Source organism: Pseudomonas juntendi (assembly GCF_009932375.1).
Classification (GTDB): domain Bacteria; phylum Pseudomonadota; class Gammaproteobacteria; order Pseudomonadales; family Pseudomonadaceae; genus Aquipseudomonas; species Aquipseudomonas juntendi.
Map to the genome: position 1 here is coordinate 1 of NZ_BLJG01000117.1, position 18,034 is coordinate 18,034.

At 64.1% G+C, this 18,034-nt stretch carries 19 protein-coding genes; 9 read left to right on the plus strand and 10 right to left on the minus strand.

Annotated features, from left to right (window positions below):
* Positions 1-439: YaiI/YqxD family protein (locus GYA94_RS16490; RefSeq protein WP_161892725.1), on the minus strand; the 439-nt coding region annotated here is incomplete at its 3' end.
* Positions 440-607: 168 nt separating this feature from the next.
* Between GYA94_RS16490 and GYA94_RS16495 the strand changes: the two genes are divergently transcribed.
* The gene (locus tag GYA94_RS16495; RefSeq protein ID WP_161892726.1) at positions 608-3,457 is read left to right on the plus strand and encodes a class I adenylate cyclase; all 2,850 of its coding nucleotides are present in this window, start codon (positions 608-610) and stop codon (positions 3,455-3,457) included.
* 39 nt (positions 3,458-3,496) lie between these two features.
* On the opposite strand, the gene rnk is transcribed toward GYA94_RS16495, so the two are convergent.
* From rnk to cyaY, 3 genes are all read right to left on the minus strand, one after another.
* Positions 3,497-3,907, minus strand: coding sequence for a nucleoside diphosphate kinase regulator (gene rnk, locus GYA94_RS16500; protein ID WP_110678576.1), 411 nt, complete (start codon positions 3,905-3,907; stop codon positions 3,497-3,499).
* Positions 3,908-4,053: 146 nt separating this feature from the next.
* Positions 4,054-4,278, minus strand: a complete 225-nt coding sequence (locus tag GYA94_RS16505) for a DUF1289 domain-containing protein (protein ID WP_009681652.1) — start codon at positions 4,276-4,278, stop codon at positions 4,054-4,056.
* Position 4,279: 1 nt separating this feature from the next.
* Positions 4,280-4,612, minus strand: coding sequence for an iron donor protein CyaY (gene cyaY, locus GYA94_RS16510; protein ID WP_029887574.1), 333 nt, complete (start codon positions 4,610-4,612; stop codon positions 4,280-4,282).
* 250 nt (positions 4,613-4,862) lie between these two features.
* On the opposite strand from cyaY, the gene lptM reads away from it, so the two are divergent.
* Genes lptM through GYA94_RS16540 form a run of 6 tightly spaced genes read left to right on the plus strand, consistent with a single transcriptional unit; the run spans position 4,863 to position 9,495 of the window.
* Positions 4,863-5,087 (plus strand): LPS translocon maturation chaperone LptM, encoded by a 225-nt coding sequence (gene lptM, locus GYA94_RS16515; RefSeq protein ID WP_161892727.1) that lies wholly within the window; start codon positions 4,863-4,865, stop codon positions 5,085-5,087.
* Positions 5,088-5,097: 10 nt separating this feature from the next.
* Positions 5,098-6,345: a diaminopimelate decarboxylase gene (lysA, locus tag GYA94_RS16520; protein ID WP_161892728.1), complete on the plus strand. Its 1,248-nt coding sequence runs from the start codon at positions 5,098-5,100 to the stop codon at positions 6,343-6,345.
* 4 nt (positions 6,346-6,349) lie between these two features.
* Complete coding sequence (gene dapF, locus GYA94_RS16525) at positions 6,350-7,180, plus strand: diaminopimelate epimerase (RefSeq protein ID WP_161892729.1); 831 nt, start codon at positions 6,350-6,352, stop codon at positions 7,178-7,180.
* A 13-nt stretch (positions 7,181-7,193) separates the two neighbouring features.
* Positions 7,194-7,904: a DUF484 family protein gene (locus GYA94_RS16530; RefSeq protein ID WP_009681647.1), complete on the plus strand. Its 711-nt coding sequence runs from the start codon at positions 7,194-7,196 to the stop codon at positions 7,902-7,904.
* On the plus strand, positions 7,904-8,803 hold the full coding sequence (gene xerC / locus GYA94_RS16535; RefSeq protein ID WP_110678582.1) for a tyrosine recombinase XerC: 900 nt from the start codon (positions 7,904-7,906) through the stop codon (positions 8,801-8,803). Before GYA94_RS16530 ends, xerC begins: the two co-directional genes overlap by 1 nt.
* Entirely contained in the window at positions 8,800-9,495 is a 696-nt protein-coding gene (locus tag GYA94_RS16540) for an HAD family hydrolase (RefSeq protein ID WP_009681645.1), read from the plus strand. The genes xerC and GYA94_RS16540 overlap by 4 nt, the downstream gene beginning before the upstream one ends.
* Positions 9,496-9,647: 152 nt before the next feature.
* Here GYA94_RS16540 and sutA read toward each other — a convergent pair whose 3' ends face one another.
* The 3 genes from sutA to glnK form a co-directional block, all read right to left on the minus strand.
* Positions 9,648-9,977 carry a dormancy-specific transcriptional regulator SutA gene (sutA, locus tag GYA94_RS16545; RefSeq protein WP_009681644.1) on the minus strand — a complete coding sequence of 110 codons (330 nt, stop codon included), beginning with the start codon at positions 9,975-9,977 and terminating at the stop codon, positions 9,648-9,650.
* A 431-nt stretch (positions 9,978-10,408) separates the two neighbouring features.
* A complete protein-coding gene (locus tag GYA94_RS16550; protein ID WP_110678584.1) occupies positions 10,409-11,740 on the minus strand; it encodes an ammonium transporter in 1,332 nt (443 codons plus the stop codon).
* Positions 11,741-11,786: 46 nt separating this feature from the next.
* Complete coding sequence (glnK, locus tag GYA94_RS16555; protein ID WP_002555808.1) at positions 11,787-12,125, minus strand: P-II family nitrogen regulator; 339 nt, start codon at positions 12,123-12,125, stop codon at positions 11,787-11,789.
* A gap of 384 nt (positions 12,126-12,509) precedes the next feature.
* Between glnK and GYA94_RS16560 the strand changes: the two genes are divergently transcribed.
* The gene (locus GYA94_RS16560) at positions 12,510-12,776 is read left to right on the plus strand and encodes an accessory factor UbiK family protein (protein WP_009681642.1); all 267 of its coding nucleotides are present in this window, start codon (positions 12,510-12,512) and stop codon (positions 12,774-12,776) included.
* Positions 12,777-12,799: 23 nt separating this feature from the next.
* Here the strand turns inward: GYA94_RS16560 and GYA94_RS16565 are convergent, their stop codons facing one another.
* Positions 12,800-14,812, minus strand: a complete 2,013-nt coding sequence (locus GYA94_RS16565; RefSeq protein ID WP_110678587.1) for a DUF4034 domain-containing protein — start codon at positions 14,810-14,812, stop codon at positions 12,800-12,802.
* Positions 14,813-15,069: 257 nt separating this feature from the next.
* On the opposite strand from GYA94_RS16565, the gene GYA94_RS16570 reads away from it, so the two are divergent.
* On the plus strand, positions 15,070-16,560 hold the full coding sequence (locus GYA94_RS16570) for a YifB family Mg chelatase-like AAA ATPase (protein ID WP_144189505.1): 1,491 nt from the start codon (positions 15,070-15,072) through the stop codon (positions 16,558-16,560).
* 39 nt (positions 16,561-16,599) lie between these two features.
* On the opposite strand, the gene GYA94_RS16575 is transcribed toward GYA94_RS16570, so the two are convergent.
* Entirely contained in the window at positions 16,600-16,968 is a 369-nt protein-coding gene (locus GYA94_RS16575; RefSeq protein WP_110678598.1) for a response regulator, read from the minus strand.
* The gene (locus GYA94_RS16580) at positions 16,965-17,957 is read right to left on the minus strand and encodes a response regulator (protein ID WP_110678600.1); all 993 of its coding nucleotides are present in this window, start codon (positions 17,955-17,957) and stop codon (positions 16,965-16,967) included. Before GYA94_RS16580 ends, GYA94_RS16575 begins: the two co-directional genes overlap by 4 nt.
* Positions 17,958-18,034 lie beyond the last annotated feature (77 nt).

Consider the following 18,034-nt stretch of genomic DNA (forward strand, 5'->3'; position numbering starts at 1 on the left):
GTCGCGAAATGATCCGGTCCAGCGCATTGGCGAACGCCTGCTTGTCGCGCTCCCCATAAGCCGCCTGCCCTCCCCCGACCTGGCCCTGCTCGCGCAAATCGGTGAACAGGTTGCGCGCGGCCAGCCGATCACCCATGTTGCGCTCGTCGAACTCGCGCCCGCGTGGGTCCAGCACTGCCACGCCCTTCTTGACCAGGCGGTCGGCCAACGGCACGTCACTACAGATCACCAGCTCGCCCGGCACGGCATGCTCGACCAGATAATCGTCGGCCGCATCCATGCCACTGGGCACCACGATCAACCGCACGACCGCAAACGCAGGCCTGGCCACTGCCTGGCCCGCCACCATCACCACCTCGAACTTGCGCTTGAGGGCGAACTTGACGATCAGATCCTTGGCTGCCTTGGGGCAGGCATCGGCATCGATCCATACACGCATCGGATAATCTCTTCATCAGCTCAATGTGCTCATGATGCCTCATGCACGGCAAAAGCCGGAACCGGCCGGCGCGCTGGAAAAATGGCGCCAATCTTCCAATTAGCGCTTATCCGCCCCTGTTACTCAGGCTAAACTCGCCACAGCTTCACTGGCCTGCCCGAGCGCGCAATGAACCACCCCCACGAAATCCGCCCCGACCTGGACCAAGGTATCGACCGCAAAGTCCTGGCGACACTGCGCGCGCGTTTCCTGCACCTGAACCAGGCTCGGCTGCAGCGGGCAATCGAGGGCCTGTCGACACGTCAGCAACAAGTGCTGCTGCTGTTGCCCTTGCTGTTTCACGTGAACCACCCGCTATTGCCGGGTTACGTCTCGGGCAGCACCCCCGCAGGCGTCTCGGGCTACGAGCCCAGTAGCGAGCTGGTCGCAGAAGCCCAGCGCCTGGCCCGCTCATTCACCTACAAGGCCCAGCACGGCAACCCGCCACGGCCGATACACGGCCTGTTCCTGATGGGCAGCCTGGGCTCGCTGGCGCAGGCCGAGCACAGCGACATGGACGTATGGGTATGCCACGCCCCCGGCTTGCCCGAGCCGTTGCTCGAAGAGCTGCGCCGCAAGTGCCAACTGCTGGAAACCTGGGCGGCCAGCCTGGGCGCGGAGGCACACTTTTTCCTGATCGACACCCAAGGGTTTGCCCAGGGCCAGCGTGATGGTCAGCTTGGCTCGGACAATTGCGGGACTACCCAGCATTACCTGCTGCTGGACGAGTTCTACCGCACAACCGTGTGGCTGGCCGGGCGTACGCCGCTGTGGTGGCTGGTGCCGGTCTACGAAGAAGGCAATTACAAGGCCTATACCCAGACCCTGCTGGCCAAGCGTTTTATCCGCAGCCAGGATGTGCTCGACCTGGGCAACCTGGCGCACATTCCGCCCGGCGAGTTCATTGGTGCCGGCCTGTGGCAACTGTTCAAAGGCATCGACTCACCCTACAAGTCGCTGCTCAAACTGCTGCTGACCGAGGCCTACGCCAGTGAATACCCTGGCGTGCGCTGCCTGAGCCTGGACTACAAGCAGGCAGTGTTCGCCAACCAGCTGGACCTGGACGAGCTGGACCCGTATGTCATGGTCTACCGGCGCATCGAACGCTACTTGCTGCAAAAGGGCGAGCCTGTGCGCCTGGAGCGGGTACGGCGCAGCCTGTACCTGAAGGTGAACAAGAAGCTCAGCGACCAGAACCGTAGCAATGGCTGGCAGCGCCGTTTGCTTCAGCGCCTGGCTGACCAGTGGGGATGGGATGAGCGCCAGCTGGCGATACTGGACAGCCGCAGCCAATGGAAAGTCCAGCAGGTTGCCGTGGAGCGCCGCGAACTGGTGGCCGAGCTGAACCACAGCTATCGCTTCCTTGGCCAGTTCGCACGCACCCGGAACGCCAGCAGCCGTGCCGACCAACGCGAGCTCAACGTACTGGGCAGGCGCCTGTATGCGGCCTTCGAGCGCCGTGCCGGCAAGGTCGAGGTGATCAACCCGGGTATCGCTCCGGACCTCGCCGAAGACACCCTCACCCTGGTTCAGTTACCTAACCGCAAGGAACCAGGTAACTACCACTGGGAACTGTACAGCGGCAACCTGAACTCTCATGACGTCGAGTACTTCAACCCGATAAAACGCTGCCGCGAGCTGCTGGAGCTGCTGGCCTGGGCCCATCGCAACGGGGTCATCGACAGCGGCACGCGCTTGGCGCTGCACCCAGGTGTCAGTGACCTGAGCGAGTTCGAGCTGGTCAACCTGCTCGGTTGCCTGCAGCAATGCATCCCCCTGCCCTTGCCGACCGTGAGTGAGGTGCGCCTGCTGCAACCCAGCGTTGCCGATGAAGTGCTGCTACTGGTCAACGTGGCCATCGACCCACTGCGCCACCACCGCGACCTGAACATCCTGATGACCACCGAGCGCACCGACTCACTGAGCTATGCCGGGGTGCGGGAGAACCTGGTGCTGACCTTGGACCAGGTCACCCTGAACAGCTGGAACGAAGTGCTGGTTCAGCGCTTTGACGGCGAACACGCGCTGGTGCGCTGCCTGCGTGACTTTCTCAACAGCCCGTTGGCGCATGGCCACCGGCCGCGGGTACGGGTGCATTGCTTCTGCCCGAGCCGCGCACAGGCCATCAGCCAACGGGTGGAAGAGATCTTCGACACCGTGCAGCTGTTGCAAGCCCAGGGCCTGCAGCACCGCTACCTGCTACAGGTCGCCCAACACACCCATGTGCTGGAGCTGCAACCGGGGCATGTCAGCCTGAGCACCCTGGCCGAGCACGATGCCCTGCTGGCCTACCTGGGCGAAGAACGCAGCGTCTACAGCCCGTTGTACCTGGACGCCAACGCCCTGCAAGATCACGACCTGCGCCTGGTGCTGGAGCAGGGCCGGCCGGCGTGCATTCAGGTGTTCTACCGCCTGCAGGACGAATGGGCCGAGCTGTATGTGCTGGATGAATGCAACGCGTTATGGCAACAGCGCCTGCCGCTGCATGACGAGGCGCACCTGCTGTTGCCGCTGCAGCGCTTTTTGCGCTCGGTGGTGATGCGCCGCGAGGCTCGCCTGCCGCTGGATGACCTTGGGCAGGCGGCCCTGGATATTCAGTACGCGCAGCTACTGCCTGGTGGCCCGGGCAAGGCCCGCAGCATCGAACCGCGCGTGGCGCCGCAGGAGGGCAGTCACCAGCCTTACTATGAAGTGCAGGCCATCATCCAGGCCGGTGTAGGGGGTGCTGCGCATGTGACACTGTACTGCGACCAGCAGGAGTTTTCCGAGCTGGAGCATGGGCCGCAGCTGTATGCGGTAGTGGCGCGGCAGATCATTGGCCAGCGGCGCGGGGCCGGGAAGTACCGGTGCTATATCACCGACCTGGATTTGTCCGAGCTGCTGGATGACCGGCTGGGGGCAACGCAGGTTTACCTGAGCTACAAGCGGGTGCTGGAGCAGGCATTGAACGAGGGGTTGGAGCAGGTGCTGTGCCAATGACCGGGCTGCTCCAACATGGGCCGCATGGCGGCCCAGGCCTCAGAGGTCGAAATCACCCGCCGCTTCAGGCTGGTACTCGACTTCCAGCAGTTTCAGCTTGAGGGTTTTGCCCCCCGGCGCCGGCCAGTCGATCTGTTCACCCACCGACAACCCCAGCAAAGCGCAGCCAATTGGCGCCAGCACCGAAACCTTGCCTTCCGCCCCGGCATCCTTCGGGTACACCAGGGTCAGGTGGTAGTCCTTGCCGCTGGCTTCCTCACGGCAGTGCACGCGCGAGTTCATGGTCACCACGCCTGCGGGTACTTCCTCATGACCGACGACCTGTGCGGCACGGTCCAGCTCCTCCTGCAGGGCGAACACACCCGGCGTACTCTCGTCGAGGTTCTCGATCAGACGCTCCAGACGCTGTACGTCCAATCGGGTGAGGATAAGGGAAGGCTTGGTGCTCATGATCCAGTCAGACTCCTTTGAACAGGCAATTTTCAATGCACAGATAAAGCAAAACCCCGCCCAAGGGCGGGGTTTAAAAAGGCTTTGGCGTCATCGACGCAGAACCCGACACTACCACAGACGGGCAAATACTCAAGCCCCTGCGGTCAGTGTGCCTTTGCCTGCGCACGCAGGACCTGTGCCTCGCGGCAGATCTGCCGGCGCCGCTCGTCATCGGCCGAGCGCCACTCGCGAATATGCTCGACATGCCGGTGGCAACCGGTGCAGACACGCTGCTCGTCGAGCCGGCAGACGCTGATGCAGGGTGATGGCACCGCGGGGCTGACGTTGCTGTACAACGGCTTGGGTGGCCGTGGCTGGGCGCTGCTCATGTCAGATCTCGTCGAAGTCCAGCTTCTCGCCAGCCCGCTCCCAGACGATGCGCTCGAGCATTTCGCCCAGCAGCTCTTCGCTCTTTTCGCAGACCCACTTATTACTCTCTTCGTCGTAGTCGAAGTGGAAACCACCGGAACGGTCAGCCAGCCACAGTTGGCGCAGCGGCTCCTGACGGCTGAAGATCAGCTGGGCGCCGCCTTCGAACTTGACGGTGAGCACGCCAGCGGAATTCTCCATGTCCAGGTCCAGGCCGCTCTCGTCGAACAGGTCTTCCAGGGCCTGTTGGGTCGCGTCGACCAGATCGTGGAAACGCGCTTCACTCAAACTCATTGCAGGAACCTCGAAATTGGCGGCATTACAGGCAAGCCGGGGAAGATACGGGCGCAACGCGCCAGCCGCAAGCTGCTAGCTACAAGCCGCAAGAAAAAGCCCAGCCTACACCCGATCGCTTTTTCTTGCCGCTTGAAGCTTGAAGCTTGCCGCGTCTGCTGCCCGCCCGGCGGACCGGCCCTTGCATAGGCAAGCCGCCGGTCGCTCGGTATACTCGGGCGCAATACTGCATTTTCTAAGGATTTCACCCATGAAGCGCCTGATTTCCTCCTTCGCGGCGCTGGTCGCTGTTGCCTGCCTCGTTTCGGCCTGCGGCCAGAAAGGCCCGCTGTATCTGCCGGACGACGGCGATAACGCTAAAGCGCACAAGTCGCACCAGCACTCGTCGAAAGCCAAGCCGACCGCGGTTCAGGAGCAGCCGCCAGCGCCCGAGTCCGAGCCCGAGCCCGAGCCCGAGCAGTCGCCTGCGCAGTAAAGGAAACCAGATGAACGCTTTCAACTACCGCGACGGCGAGCTGTTCGCGGAGGGTGTAGCCCTGTCGGCCATCGCCGAACGCCATGGCACGCCTACCTACGTGTACTCGCGCGCTCACATCGAGGCCCAGTACCGCAGCTACACCGACGCCCTGCAAGGCGCCGAGCACCTGGTGTGCTTTGCGGTCAAGGCCAACTCCAACCTCGGCGTGCTGAACGTGCTGGCACGCCTGGGTGCAGGTTTCGACATTGTCTCCGGCGGCGAGCTGGAGCGTGTGCTGGCGGCCGGTGGCCGCGCTGACCGCGTGGTGTTCTCCGGCGTGGGGAAAACCCGCGAAGACATGCGCCGTGCCCTGGAAGTGGGTGTGCACTGCTTCAACGTGGAGTCCACTGACGAGCTGGAGCGCCTGCAGGTGGTAGCCGCCGAAATGGGCAAGGTTGCCCCGGTATCGCTGCGGGTCAACCCGGACGTGGACGCCGGTACCCACCCTTACATCTCCACTGGCCTTAAAGAAAACAAGTTCGGCATCGCCATTGCCGACGCCGAAGCCATCTACGTGCGTGCGGCGCAGTTGCCGAACCTTGAAGTGGTCGGTGTCGACTGCCACATCGGCTCCCAGCTGACCACCATCGACCCGTTCCTCGACGCGCTCGACCGCCTGCTGGTGCTGGTCGACCGCCTGGCCGAGTGCGGCATTCACCTGCGCCACCTGGACCTGGGCGGCGGGGTCGGGGTGCGCTACCGTGACGAACAGCCGCCGTTGGTGGCCGACTACATCAAGGCCATCCGCGAGCGCGTTGGCGACCGCGACCTGGCCCTGGTGTTCGAGCCTGGCCGCTATATCGTGGCCAATGCCGGCGTGTTGCTGACCCGCGTGGAATACCTCAAGCACACCGAACACAAGGACTTCGCCATCATCGATGCGGCGATGAACGACCTGATCCGCCCGGCCTTGTACCAGGCCTGGATGGGCGTCAGTGCGGTCAAGCCGCGTGGCGGTGAAGGCCGTGCCTATGACCTGGTCGGGCCGATCTGCGAGACCGGCGACTTCCTCGGCAAGGACCGTGTCCTCGACCTGGCCGAAGGTGATTTGCTGGCTGTCGAGTCGGCGGGCGCCTATGGTTTTGTCATGAGCTCCAACTACAACACCCGTGGTAGATGCACCGAAATCCTGGTTGACGGTGACCAGGCGTTCAAAGTACGCCGCCGCGAGACCATCGCCGAACTGTACGCTGGCGAAAGCCTGCTGCCGGAGTAAGCCCATGCTACTGCGTTTTACCAAGATGCATGGGCTGGGCAACGACTTCATGGTCCTGGACCTGGTCAGCCAGCACGCCCACATCCAGCCCAAGCACGCCAAGCAATGGGGTGACCGCCACACCGGCATCGGCTTCGACCAGTTGCTGATCGTCGAGGCGCCGAACAACCCGGAAGTGGACTTCCGCTACCGTATCTTCAATGCCGACGGCTCCGAAGTGGAGCAGTGCGGCAACGGTGCGCGCTGCTTCGCCCGTTTCGTGCTGGACAAGCGCCTGACGGCGAAAAAACGCATCCGCGTGGAAACCAAGAGCGGCATCATCGTGCTGGACGTGCAAAACGACGGCCAGGTGAGTGTCGACATGGGCCCACCGCGCTTCACCCCTGCCGAAATCCCCTTCGTCGCCGACGCGCAGGCGCTGAACTACCCACTGGAAGTCGACGGCCAGCTGCATTCGATTGCCGCCGTGTCCATGGGTAACCCGCATGCCGTGCTGCGTGTCGACGACGTGCGTACTGCCCCCGTGCATGAACTGGGCCCGAAGATCGAAAACCACCCACGCTTCCCGCAGCGGGTGAATGCCGGCTTCCTTCAGGTCATCGACCGCCACCGGGCCAACCTGCGCGTGTGGGAACGCGGCGCGGGCGAAACCCAGGCCTGCGGCACCGGCGCCTGCGCCGCCGCCGTGGCGGCGATCAGCCAGGGCTGGATGGACTCCCCGGTAACCCTCGACCTGCCAGGTGGCCGCCTGCACATCGAATGGGCCGGCCCCGGCAAGCCCGTGGTGATGACCGGCCCGGCCGTACGCGTCTACGAAGGACAGGTTCGTCTCTAAGCGAGTAACCGCCATGACCGATCAGCCCAAGGTTGTACCCCAGCAGTCCGCCGAGCTCGATGCCGAGGCGGTGGTCGCCTACCTGCGCGCCCACCCTACCTTCTTCAGCGAGCACGACGAGTTGCTGATCGAACAGCGTATTCCGCACCAGCGCGGCGACAGCGTGTCGCTGGTCGAGCGCCAGCTCAAGCTGCTGCGCGACCGCAACATCGAGATGCGCCACCGCCTGTCACAACTGATGGACGTGGCCCGCGACAACGACCGGCTGTTCGACAAGACGCGCCGGCTGATCCTCGACCTGCTTGATGCCGGTAGCCTGGAAGAAGTGGTCATGGCCGTCGAAGACAGCCTGCGCCAGGAGTTTCAGGTGCCCTTTGTCAGCCTGATCCTGTTCGGTGACAACGTTGCCCCCGTGGGGCGCTGGGTCAGCAATGCCGAGGCCCAACAGGCCATCGGTGCCCTGTTGGGCGGTGGCAAGACGGTCAGCGGCAACCTGCGCGAACATGAACTGGCCTTCCTGTTCGGCGAGGAACAGCGCCGCGAGGTCGGCTCCAGCGCCGTGGCCGCGCTGGAGTACCAGGGGTTGCATGGGGTGCTGGCAATCGGTAGCCGAGACCCGCAACACTACAAGAGCAGCGTCGGCACGCTGTTCCTCGGCTACATCGCCGAAGTGCTCGGCCGTGTCGTGCCACGGGTGACCCAGACCCTGCGTTCGGTACGCTGATGGAACGCCAGCTGGAGGCTTATTGCGCACACCTGCGCAGTGAGCGCCAGGTGTCGGAGCACACCTTGCTGGGCTACCGTCGCGACCTGGACAAGGTCATTGCCTATTGCAAGGAGCACGGTATTGCCGACTGGCAAGCGCTGCAGATTCAGCAGTTGCGTCAGCTGGTCGCCCGCCTGCATCACCATGGTCAGGCCTCGCGCAGCCTGGCGCGGCTGCTGTCCGCTGTACGCGGCCTGTACCGTTACCTGAACCGCGAAGGCCTGTGCCAGCACGACCCTGCCGCCGGCTTGAGCGCCCCCAAGGGCGAGCGCAAGCTACCCAAGGTGCTGGACACCGACCGTGCGCTGCAGCTACTCGATGGCGGCGTGGACGACGACTTCATTGCCCGCCGTGACCAGGCCATGCTGGAGCTGTTCTATTCCTCGGGCCTGCGCCTGTCTGAGCTGACCAACCTCGACCTGGATCACCTGGACCTTGCCGCCGGCCTGGTGCAGGTACTGGGCAAAGGCGGCAAGGCGCGGGTGCTACCGGTCGGCCGCAAGGCCCGAGAAGCGCTGAAGGAATGGTACCGCCTGCGCGGCATCGGCAACCCGCGCGACCGCGCCGTGTTCATCACCCGCCAGGGCAACCGCATCAGCCCCCGTACCGTACAGCAGCGGGTCAAGGCCGTGGGTGAACGTGAACTGGGCCAACACCTGCACCCGCACATGCTCCGTCATTCCTTCGCCAGCCATATGCTGGAATCGTCCCAGGACCTGCGCGCAGTGCAAGAGATGCTCGGCCATGCCGACATCAGCACCACGCAAATCTATACCCATCTGGACTTCCAGCACCTGGCGGCGGTGTACGACAGCGCCCACCCCCGGGCCAAACGCAGCAAAGGCACAGACTCATGAGCATCAAGCTGATCACCTTCGACCTCGACGACACCCTGTGGGACACCGCGCCAGTGATTGCCAGTGCGGAAGTCGTGCTGCGCGACTGGCTCGAAGCCAACGCCCCCCTCCTGGGCGGGGTGCCGGTGGAACACCTGTTCGCCATCCGCGAACGCCTGGTGCAGGCCGAGCCCGGCCTGAAACACCGCATCAGTGCCCTGCGCCGGCGGGTACTGTTCCATGCCCTGGAAGAGGTCGGCTACAGCGAGAAACACGCACAGGACCTGGCCAATGAAGGCTTCGAGGTGTTCCTGCATGCTCGCCACCAGGTGCAGATCTTCCCCGAGGTGCAGCCAATGCTGGAGATCCTGCGGCATCAGTACACCCTGGGCGTTGTCACCAATGGCAATGCCGACGTCAGCCGGCTGGGGCTGGCGGATTACTTCCGCTTTGCCCTGTGTGCCGAGGACCTGGGCATTGGCAAGCCGGACCCGGCGCCGTTTTTGGAGGCCTTGCGGCGTGGCGAGGTGGACGCCGGTGCGGCGGTGCACATTGGTGATCACCCGGCTGACGACATTGCCGGTGCCCAGCGCGCCGGGCTGCGCGCGGTTTGGTTCAACCCGCAGGGCAAGGCCTGGGCTGGCGAGCAGGCCCCGGATGCCGAGATCCGGCGCCTGTCGCAGCTGCCCGACGTGCTCGCACGCTGGCGCTGACAGGGGCCGCTTTGCGGCCCATTCGCGGGCACGCCCGCTCCCACAGGGACCGTGCAGGTCCCAAGACCTGTGGTAGCGGGCTTGCCCGCGAACAGGCCGGCACAGGCACAAAAAAGCCCGCAGCGACGGCGGGCTTTTTGACGATCAGCCACTCAGATAGGGCGGCTGCCGTACTTGTTGTCCGGCTTCTTGGGCGGGTCGGCGACCACATTGGCCTCGACTTCCTGCACCTTGCCACCGCGCGACAGAAATTCTTCCATCGCCTTGGCCAGTGCATCACGCTCTTTCTGCTTGGCTTCCATGCTCGGCATCTCGTCTACCGAGACTGCCGCCTTGGATTTGCCCTTGGCAGCGGGTGCCGGGCTGCTGTCGTCATCGCCAGCGTCTTCGACGCCGTCATCAGCCGCCGCTTCGAGGCCTTCATCGCCCTCGTCTTCGTCACCTACTTCGAGGTCATCATTTTCCAGATCGTCGTCGCTCATGTTCTACCTCATGACTTGCGAAAAGCAGGTTAGTTATAGACCAGTGCAGCCGTAGACCGGCAGCTACCAGTGAAAATTCAACTGGCCGTGGGTTAGGCCACTGCCCTTGGGGCCGGCGCTCCTGATGGGAGGCGGTACCCAGCAGGCCCTGCTCCTGGCAGAACCTGACAAATCCATTAGCCCCTGCTGGCCACTCGCTATTGGCAAGCGTAGCAAAGGCTGATTGAAGTGCGCCGACTGCTTGCCAAACACCCTTTGGCGCGCATTCTAGCGTGCCGGTAGAAAAAGCAAAGCACCATAAATGCCCTACGACTTGTAAGTTTTTTGCCTACGTCGCGAACGTGCCGGATAAACCGTTTGCCGAGCGGGAAATGTTAAAAATCTGGCAAAAAAATGCCCGGCAAGCCGGGCAAGTTTTTACCGCGTCGCAGTTACAGGTTGTAGCCGCGCTCGTTGTGCTGAGCCAGGTCGAGACCGACCGACTCTTCTTCTTCGTTGACCCGCAGGCCCATCACCAGGTCCAGCACCTTGAGAATCACGTAGGTGGCGATGGCGGTGTAGACCACGGTAAAGATCACGCCTTTGGCCTGTACCCAGACCTGCATGCCGATGTCGGTGACAGTACCGAAGCCGCCCAGTGCCGGGGCTGCGAACACGCCGGTGAGGATGGCGCCGATGATGCCGCCCACACCGTGAACACCGAAGGCGTCCAGCGAGTCGTCATAGCCCAGCTTGCGCTTGAGGGTGGTGGCGCAGAAGTAGCAGATCACACCCGAAGCCAGGCCGATTACCAGGGCACCCATGGGGCCCACGGTACCCGCGGCCGGGGTGATGGCGACCAGGCCGGCAACCACACCCGACGCGATGCCCAGGGCGCTCGGCTTGCCGTGGCCGATCCACTCGGCGAACATCCAGCCCAGTGCCGCAGCGGCGGTGGCGATCTGGGTCACCAGCATGGCCATGCCCGCGGTGCCGTTGGCCGCTGCAGCAGAACCTGCGTTGAAGCCGAACCAGCCGATCCACAGCATGGCCGCGCCCATCAGGGTGTAGCCCAGATTGTGGGGCGCCATCGGGGTGGTCGGGTAGCCTTTGCGCTTGCCCAGTACCAGGCAGCAGACCAGGCCGGCGATACCTGCGTTGATGTGCACCACGGTGCCCCCAGCGAAGTCCAGTACGCCCCAGTCCCACATCAGTGCACCGTCACCGCTCCACACCATGTGCGCGATTGGCGCGTATACCAGGGTGAACCAGATACCCATGAACACCAGCATCGCGGAGAACTTCATGCGCTCGGCGAAGGCACCGACGATCAGCGCCGGGGTGATGATGGCGAAGGTCATCTGGAAGGTGATGAACACCGCTTCAGGGAACAGCGCAGTGGCCGAAGTCAGGCTCTCGGGCGTGACACCGCTGAGGAAGGCCTTGGAGAAGCCGCCAACGAACGAATTGAAATTGAGTACGCCTTTTTCCATACCGGCGGTATCGAAGGCCATGCTGTAGCCGTAGACGACCCAGAGAATGCTCATCAGGCCGGTGATTGCAAAGCACTGCATCATCACCGACAGCACGTTCTTGGAACGCACCATGCCGCCATAGAACAGGGCCAGGCCCGGAATGGTCATGAACAGCACCAGCGCCGTCGCGGTCAGCATCCAGGCGGTGTCGCCGGAGTTCAGCGCTGGGGCAGCTTCCTCTGCCAGGGCGAGCCCGGGGGTTACGAGGGACAATAGGGCTCCTAGCCCTGCGATCTTACGCAGAGTCATGTTGTTTTCTCCTGGGGCTTTGGGTTTGGTGAGGCTTTGTTGTTGCTTAGATCGCGTCGGTATCGGTTTCGCCGGTACGGATACGGATCGCCTGCTCCAGATTCACCACGAAAATCTTGCCGTCACCGATCTTGCCGGTGTTGGCTGCCTTGGTGATGGCTTCGATTACCCGATCAAGGTCCTTGTCATCGATGGCGACATCGATCTTCACCTTGGGCAGGAAATCGACCACATACTCAGCACCGCGGTACAGCTCGGTGTGGCCCTTCTGGCGACCGAAACCTTTGACTTCGGTGACGGTGATACCCTGCACGCCGATTTCCGACAGTGACTCGCGCACGTCGTCCAGCTTGAACGGCTTGATGATGGCTGTGACTAGCTTCATGAAACTCTCTCCCGATTTGGTGGACTTGCCCCAGGAAAACAAACCCGTCTCAAGTCTAAGCGCAGCGGTTGGCTTTGTAACGCGTCGTCGGCATCCGGCTCCGCGTGCGCACTGCCTGGTCACAAGGAACTGCATCAGTGCATGGCTCGAACTGGTCTTTGCAGAAACCTTGCCAGTTCCGCCAAAGCCACGAAAAACAGCGAGTTATGTGATTTAGTCAGGATTGGCCAGTCGCCAGCATGCAGATCATGCACAGTTTCGGTGCGCGCAGGCGGGGGCTGCTGCTCGAAAAACGTGCAGTGCCGCGCGAGCGTCTGTGAAAGAAAGGCCCATGTGCGTGCGTGCTACACTGCTGGCCATTTCTCAGTTTCAATGGAAAGCCCCATGCTCGCGCCCAAAGCCCTTCTCGATGCCCTGAGCGACCAGGCCTCGCGCCTGTTCAGCAGCGATACCGCACAGCCTCGCGCCGAACTGGAAAGCCAGTTCAAAGTGCTGATGCAAGGGGCGTTCAGCAAACTGGACTTGGTCAGCCGTGACGAATTCGACAGCCAGATGGTCGTGCTGGCGCGCACCCGTGCACGCCTTGAGGCCCTGGAGCAACAGGTAGCAGAGCTGGAAGCGCGGCTGGCCCCTACTGCCCAGCAGGACTGAACCAGCCCTGCTGCTGCCACACGTCAGGCGGAAACCCGCAGGGCGTTCAGCTCAGGCGGCCTGGGCGGTAGCTCACTGGCATGCAGGGTGCCGCGCAACAGCGCTGCACCACATTGTGTGAACACTGTTTTCAGCCGGTTGTGCGAGTTGAGTATCTGGGCCTGGATACGCGCGATGGTGGCGTCTGCCGGCTGCAAGCTGGCCGCACGGTTGGCCCATTCGATGGCGGCAAAGCGGCTTTGCTTGCGGGTGCCGCGCCCCTGCATCCAGGCCAGTCCCAGCTCGGCACTGGCGCGTGCAGCAATTCCCAGGTCAGGGTGCTCGACCAGGCTCAACAGGTACGCCACAGCCTCGGCCCGCTCCCGAGAGTTGCCGAACTGGCGCAACAGGATGCCCAGATGCAAACGCGCGCGGGCATTGGTCTGGGAATCGCCCAGCGCGTCGACCAGCAGGTGCCTGACGGCCAGCATGGCGCTGCGCTCGCTGAGGTCCTCGCCACCCTTCATGCGCAGGCACGCCAGCTTGTATTTGGCCCGGCGGCTGCCCGCTGCCACTGCGCGCCGTAGCCAATGTTCAGCGGCCTGGCGATCAATGTACTCCTGCGGGGTGTTCGCCTGGCCACCACAGTACAAGTCATACAAGCCAAGGGCTGCCCCCGGCAGGTTCAGTTCGGCACAACGCTCATACAGGTAGACGGCCACTTCATGGCGGTTGGCAGCCAACAGCAGGCGCGCCGCCGCAAGCACCGTGAACCCCGGCGCATGGCCTGCCAGCTGGCGTTTCACCGCCCGCTGCGACCATGCCCGGGCCTGCTCGGCCGAGCGTGGCAGCCCCCACAGACCAAAGCAGTGCCCTGCGGCGCGCAAGGCACAGGCGCCCGCATGGCAGCGCCCGTCGCACAGGCGCTCGAGGGCGCGGCGCAGCAACTGCTGCTCATCCGCCAGGCCGTCGCGCAGTATCAGCTCGGCCAGGCAACGGAACGGCTCGCCCATGGCCCCGATGGCTCCATGATCGGCATTGCATGCCAGGCTTGCGGCAAAGTCGCCAATCGCGCCGGCCTGATCGTGCAATGCAGTACAGCGCAACGCCCCCCGCCAGGCCAGCAGTACTGCGCGCTCCCTTGGCCTCAGCGGGCGCTGTGCCCAGGCGTCGAACAACTGCTGCCAGGTGGCCACGGCCTGCAACTGGTCGGCAGCCGGCAACAGCAGCTGTTCTTCGACGGCCATCCAGCGCAAGGCGTTACGCAGGCGCTCGTCCCAACCGGCGCACAACGGGCCGCTGGCCAACAGTTCAAGCGCATCGGCACCGGCGCCCGACCGCGGCAACAGGTAGATAGCCAGGGCCTGGATGGCTTCGAAGCAACCGGGGCGCAGCCCCAGTGCGTGGCGGAGCCAGTAGTAACGCGGGTCCTGGGTGTCCTGGTAGGTCCGCTTGGCCAGGCACGCGGGCAAGCTGCTTGGCAGTTCCGCCAGCGGTTGCACCCCATGCCTGACCAACAGCGGCGCGGCGGCTTCCTGCACCTCCACATCGGCATGGGCACTGGGCCGATAGCGCGCAGGCCGCCCGTTGAACAACTCGGCCAACCAGCCAGGCTCGCGCAACTGCGCACTGACGCGCAGCATGCCGATGGCCGCTGCCAGCGGTTGCGCCGAACGCTCCAGGGCCTGCAGCAGGTGCGCAGTCGCGGTTTCGCATATCTGCCCTACGGCCAGCACACGCGCAGCGTTGGGTTGGCCATCAGCCTGTACCCGGCAAGCGCGGTGGAAGCAGTGCATGCCCATTACCACGTGCGGGTGGTAAGCCTTGGGGCAGGCATCGACCCAGGCTTTGAGCACCTGGCTCGGGGCTTTGTCGCCCTGGTTGTCGAGGTCGGCGAACATGTGGCCTTCCAGGGCCGCCAGGTAGGCCGGAAACTCGCCGGGCGGCGCCTGATACCACTGCGCCTCGAGGCGGTCGAAAAAACGGGTAAGTTCAACGAATGCGCGGGCCTGCACCAGTTCGCGGATTACCTGGTGAGTGTGGGTGAGCGTTTGCACGGAGCAATTCCTCAAGTCCATTTGGAAGAAGGGACAGTGCCATTCCATGGCAACTGCAGTTGCCCAACAACACTAAGCCATACCCGGCCCCTGCGCAAAGAATATTGGATCCACCTTTTGCTCAGAGGTGTAAAAATCCGCGATAAATCCCTGCCCGGAAAAACCACGACGCACACTTCTTGCGCCGGCAGCAGGAGCGCTGGCTATCCTGTGCGCTACCGCAGGAAGCGGCCTTCACCCGCGACAACGGAGCGTCCATGTCCCTAGCCCTCGTCCATAGCCGCGCCCAGGTGGGCGTACAGGCACCGGCGGTCAGCGTCGAAACGCACCTGACCAATGGCCTGCCGCACCTCACCCTGGTCGGCCTACCGGAAACCACCGTCAAGGAAAGCAAAGACCGGGTACGCAGCGCCATCGTCAATTCCGGGTTGAACTACCCACAACGGCGCATCACCCAGAACCTCGCCCCCGCCGACCTGCCCAAGGATGGCGGGCGCTACGACCTGGCCATTGCCTTGGGCATCCTCGCCGCCGACGGTCAACTGCCAACCGCGGCCCTTGCCGAGCTTGAATGCCTGGGCGAACTGGCACTGTCTGGCACGTTGCGCCCGGTGCAGGGGGTATTGCCGGCGGCACTCGCGGCCCGCGAAGCAGGCCGGGCGCTGGTGGTGCCACGGGAAAACGCCGAGGAGGCCAGCCTGGCCAGCGGCCTGGCGGTGTATGCCGTGGGGCACTTGCTGGAGCTGGTTGCCCACCTCAACGGCCAGGTGCCCCTGGCGCCTTATGCGGCCAACGGTTTGATCCTGCAGCAACGGCCGTACCCGGACCTGAGTGAGGTGCAAGGGCAACTGGCGGCCAAGCGCGCCTTGCTGCTGGCAGCTGCCGGGGCGCACAACCTGTTGTTCACCGGCCCGCCCGGCACCGGCAAGACCTTGCTCGCCAGCCGGCTGCCCGGGCTGCTGCCGCCACTGGACGAGCACGAGGCGCTGGAAGTGGCGGCGATCCAGTCGGTCAGCGGCCATGCACCGCTGAGCAGCTGGCCGCAGCGCCCCTTTCGCCACCCGCACCACTCCGCCTCCGGCCCGGCACTGGTGGGGGGCAGCAGCCGGCCGCAACCTGGCGAAATCACCCTCGCCCACCACGGTGTGCTGTTCCTTGACGAGCTGCCGGAATTCGAGCGCCGCGTGCTGGAGGTGTTACGCGAGCCGTTGGAGTCCGGTGAAATCGTGATTGCCCGGGCCCGCGACAAGGTACGCTTTCCCGCGCGCTTTCAGCTGGTGGCGGCCATGAACCCCTGCCCGTGCGGCTACCTCGGCGACCCGACCGGCCGTTGCCGCTGCAGCACCGAGCAGATCGCCCGCTACCGCAACAAACTGTCCGGGCCACTGCTGGACCGCATCGACCTGCACCTGACCGTGGCCCGCGAAAGCACCACGCTGAACAACCAGCCTAGCGGTGAAACCAGTGCCGCTGTGGCTGTGAAGGTGGCACAGGCCCGAGCGCTGCAACACGGGCGTCAGGCCTGCGCGAATGCCTTCCTCGATCTCGAAGGTTTACGCCGGCATTGTGCCTTGAAAGCCGCCGACCAGGTCTGGCTTGAAAATGCCTGCGAGCGGCTGACGCTATCGCTGCGCGCGGCACACCGGTTGTTGAAGGTAGCGCGAACGCTGGCGGACCTGGAGGGGTGCGAGACCATTGGCCGGGCGCATCTGGCCGAGGCCCTGCAGTATCGGCCGGGGAGCAGTTAGGTTGCGCAGTGGCCTTGCAGGCAAGGGCCTGCACCACCCCTACTGGCGGCCAGCCAATGCCCGTTCAACCACCGCCAGCAATACCTCTTCAGAAAACGGCTTGCCCAGGCACTCCAGCGCCCCCAGCCGCGTCGCCGCGTGCATGGCGGCATCATCCCAGTGCGCCGACATGCAGATCACCACTATCGGCCATTGCCGAAGCGCCAGCTCACGCTGCACGTGCAGCCCGCTCATGCCGGGCATCTTCAGATCGAGCAGCACGCAACCGGCCTGCCCCGCCCGGTCAGACGCCAGGAACGGGGCACCGCCAGCGAAGGTCAGGGTCTCGAACCCGGCTGAACGCAGCAGGTTGGCCAGGCTCTTGCGCACCGAAGCATCGTCATCGACGATGCATACCCATCTGCTCATGCGCCGCCCATGCCCTCCTGCTGTGTGCCGAGCACGTTGTGCATGGCCACCAACTCCACCAATGAGCGCGACTGCATCTTGTTCATGATGCTCTTCTTGTGCACCTTGGTGGTCACCTCACTGGTGCCGATCTGCCTGGCGATCTGCTTGTGCGACAGGCCGTCGACCACCAGCGAGAACACTTGGCGCTCACGCGGGGTCAGGCGCTGGTACTTTTCCGCCACGAGCCGGGCATGGCGCCACTTGCGCCCTTCGGCCACGGCACGCACCCGCAGCGTCCCCAGCAGGGCCAGTAACTGCTCCTCGTCAAAAGGCTTGGTGAGGAACTCCACGGCGCCTGCGCGCATCGCCTGCACGGTCATCGCAATGGTGCCAAAGCCGGTCATGAACACGATCGGCCAGGGCAGCGCTAGCTGGCGCAGCGTTTCCTGCACTTGCAAGCCGGTGATATCGGGCAGGTGCATGTCGAGCAACAGGCAGGCGTAAGGGGTTTCCAGCCGGGCTTCGAACAGCGCCTCGGCACTGGCGAACAGATGATGGGGTATGCCCTGGGAGCGCAGCAGCCGGCCGAGCGCCGTGCGTACCGATGGGTCGTCATCAACCACCAGCACTGGCACATCCGCACTTTCGCCGGATGGCTCCAGGGTGTCGGCGCCTGCGCACAACGGCAAAGCCCCCAATGCCCGGTCTGGGGCCGCAAAGCTTATCTCGGCCGCCAACCGGTAGCCACGCCGAGGTACGGTCTGAATCAGCCCACGGTCGCCAAATGCCTTGCGCAGCAACGACACCTGGACCTGCAGGTTGTTGTCCTCGACCACGGTGCCGGCCCACACCTGGCTGAACAATTCTTCCTTGTCGACCACCCGGCCCTTGGCCCTGATCAGTGTGGCCAGCACCTCGAACGCGCGCCCGCCCAGCAGCATGGGCTTACCATCGAGCAACACTTCGCGGCGCTCCAGGGACACCAGGGCATTGCCTATTCGGATCATGGCTTCCTCGCACGGGCACGGGCATTCGCGCAGCCACGAATAGCCTAGGCCAGCGGATGCGGTGGAACAATTATCCC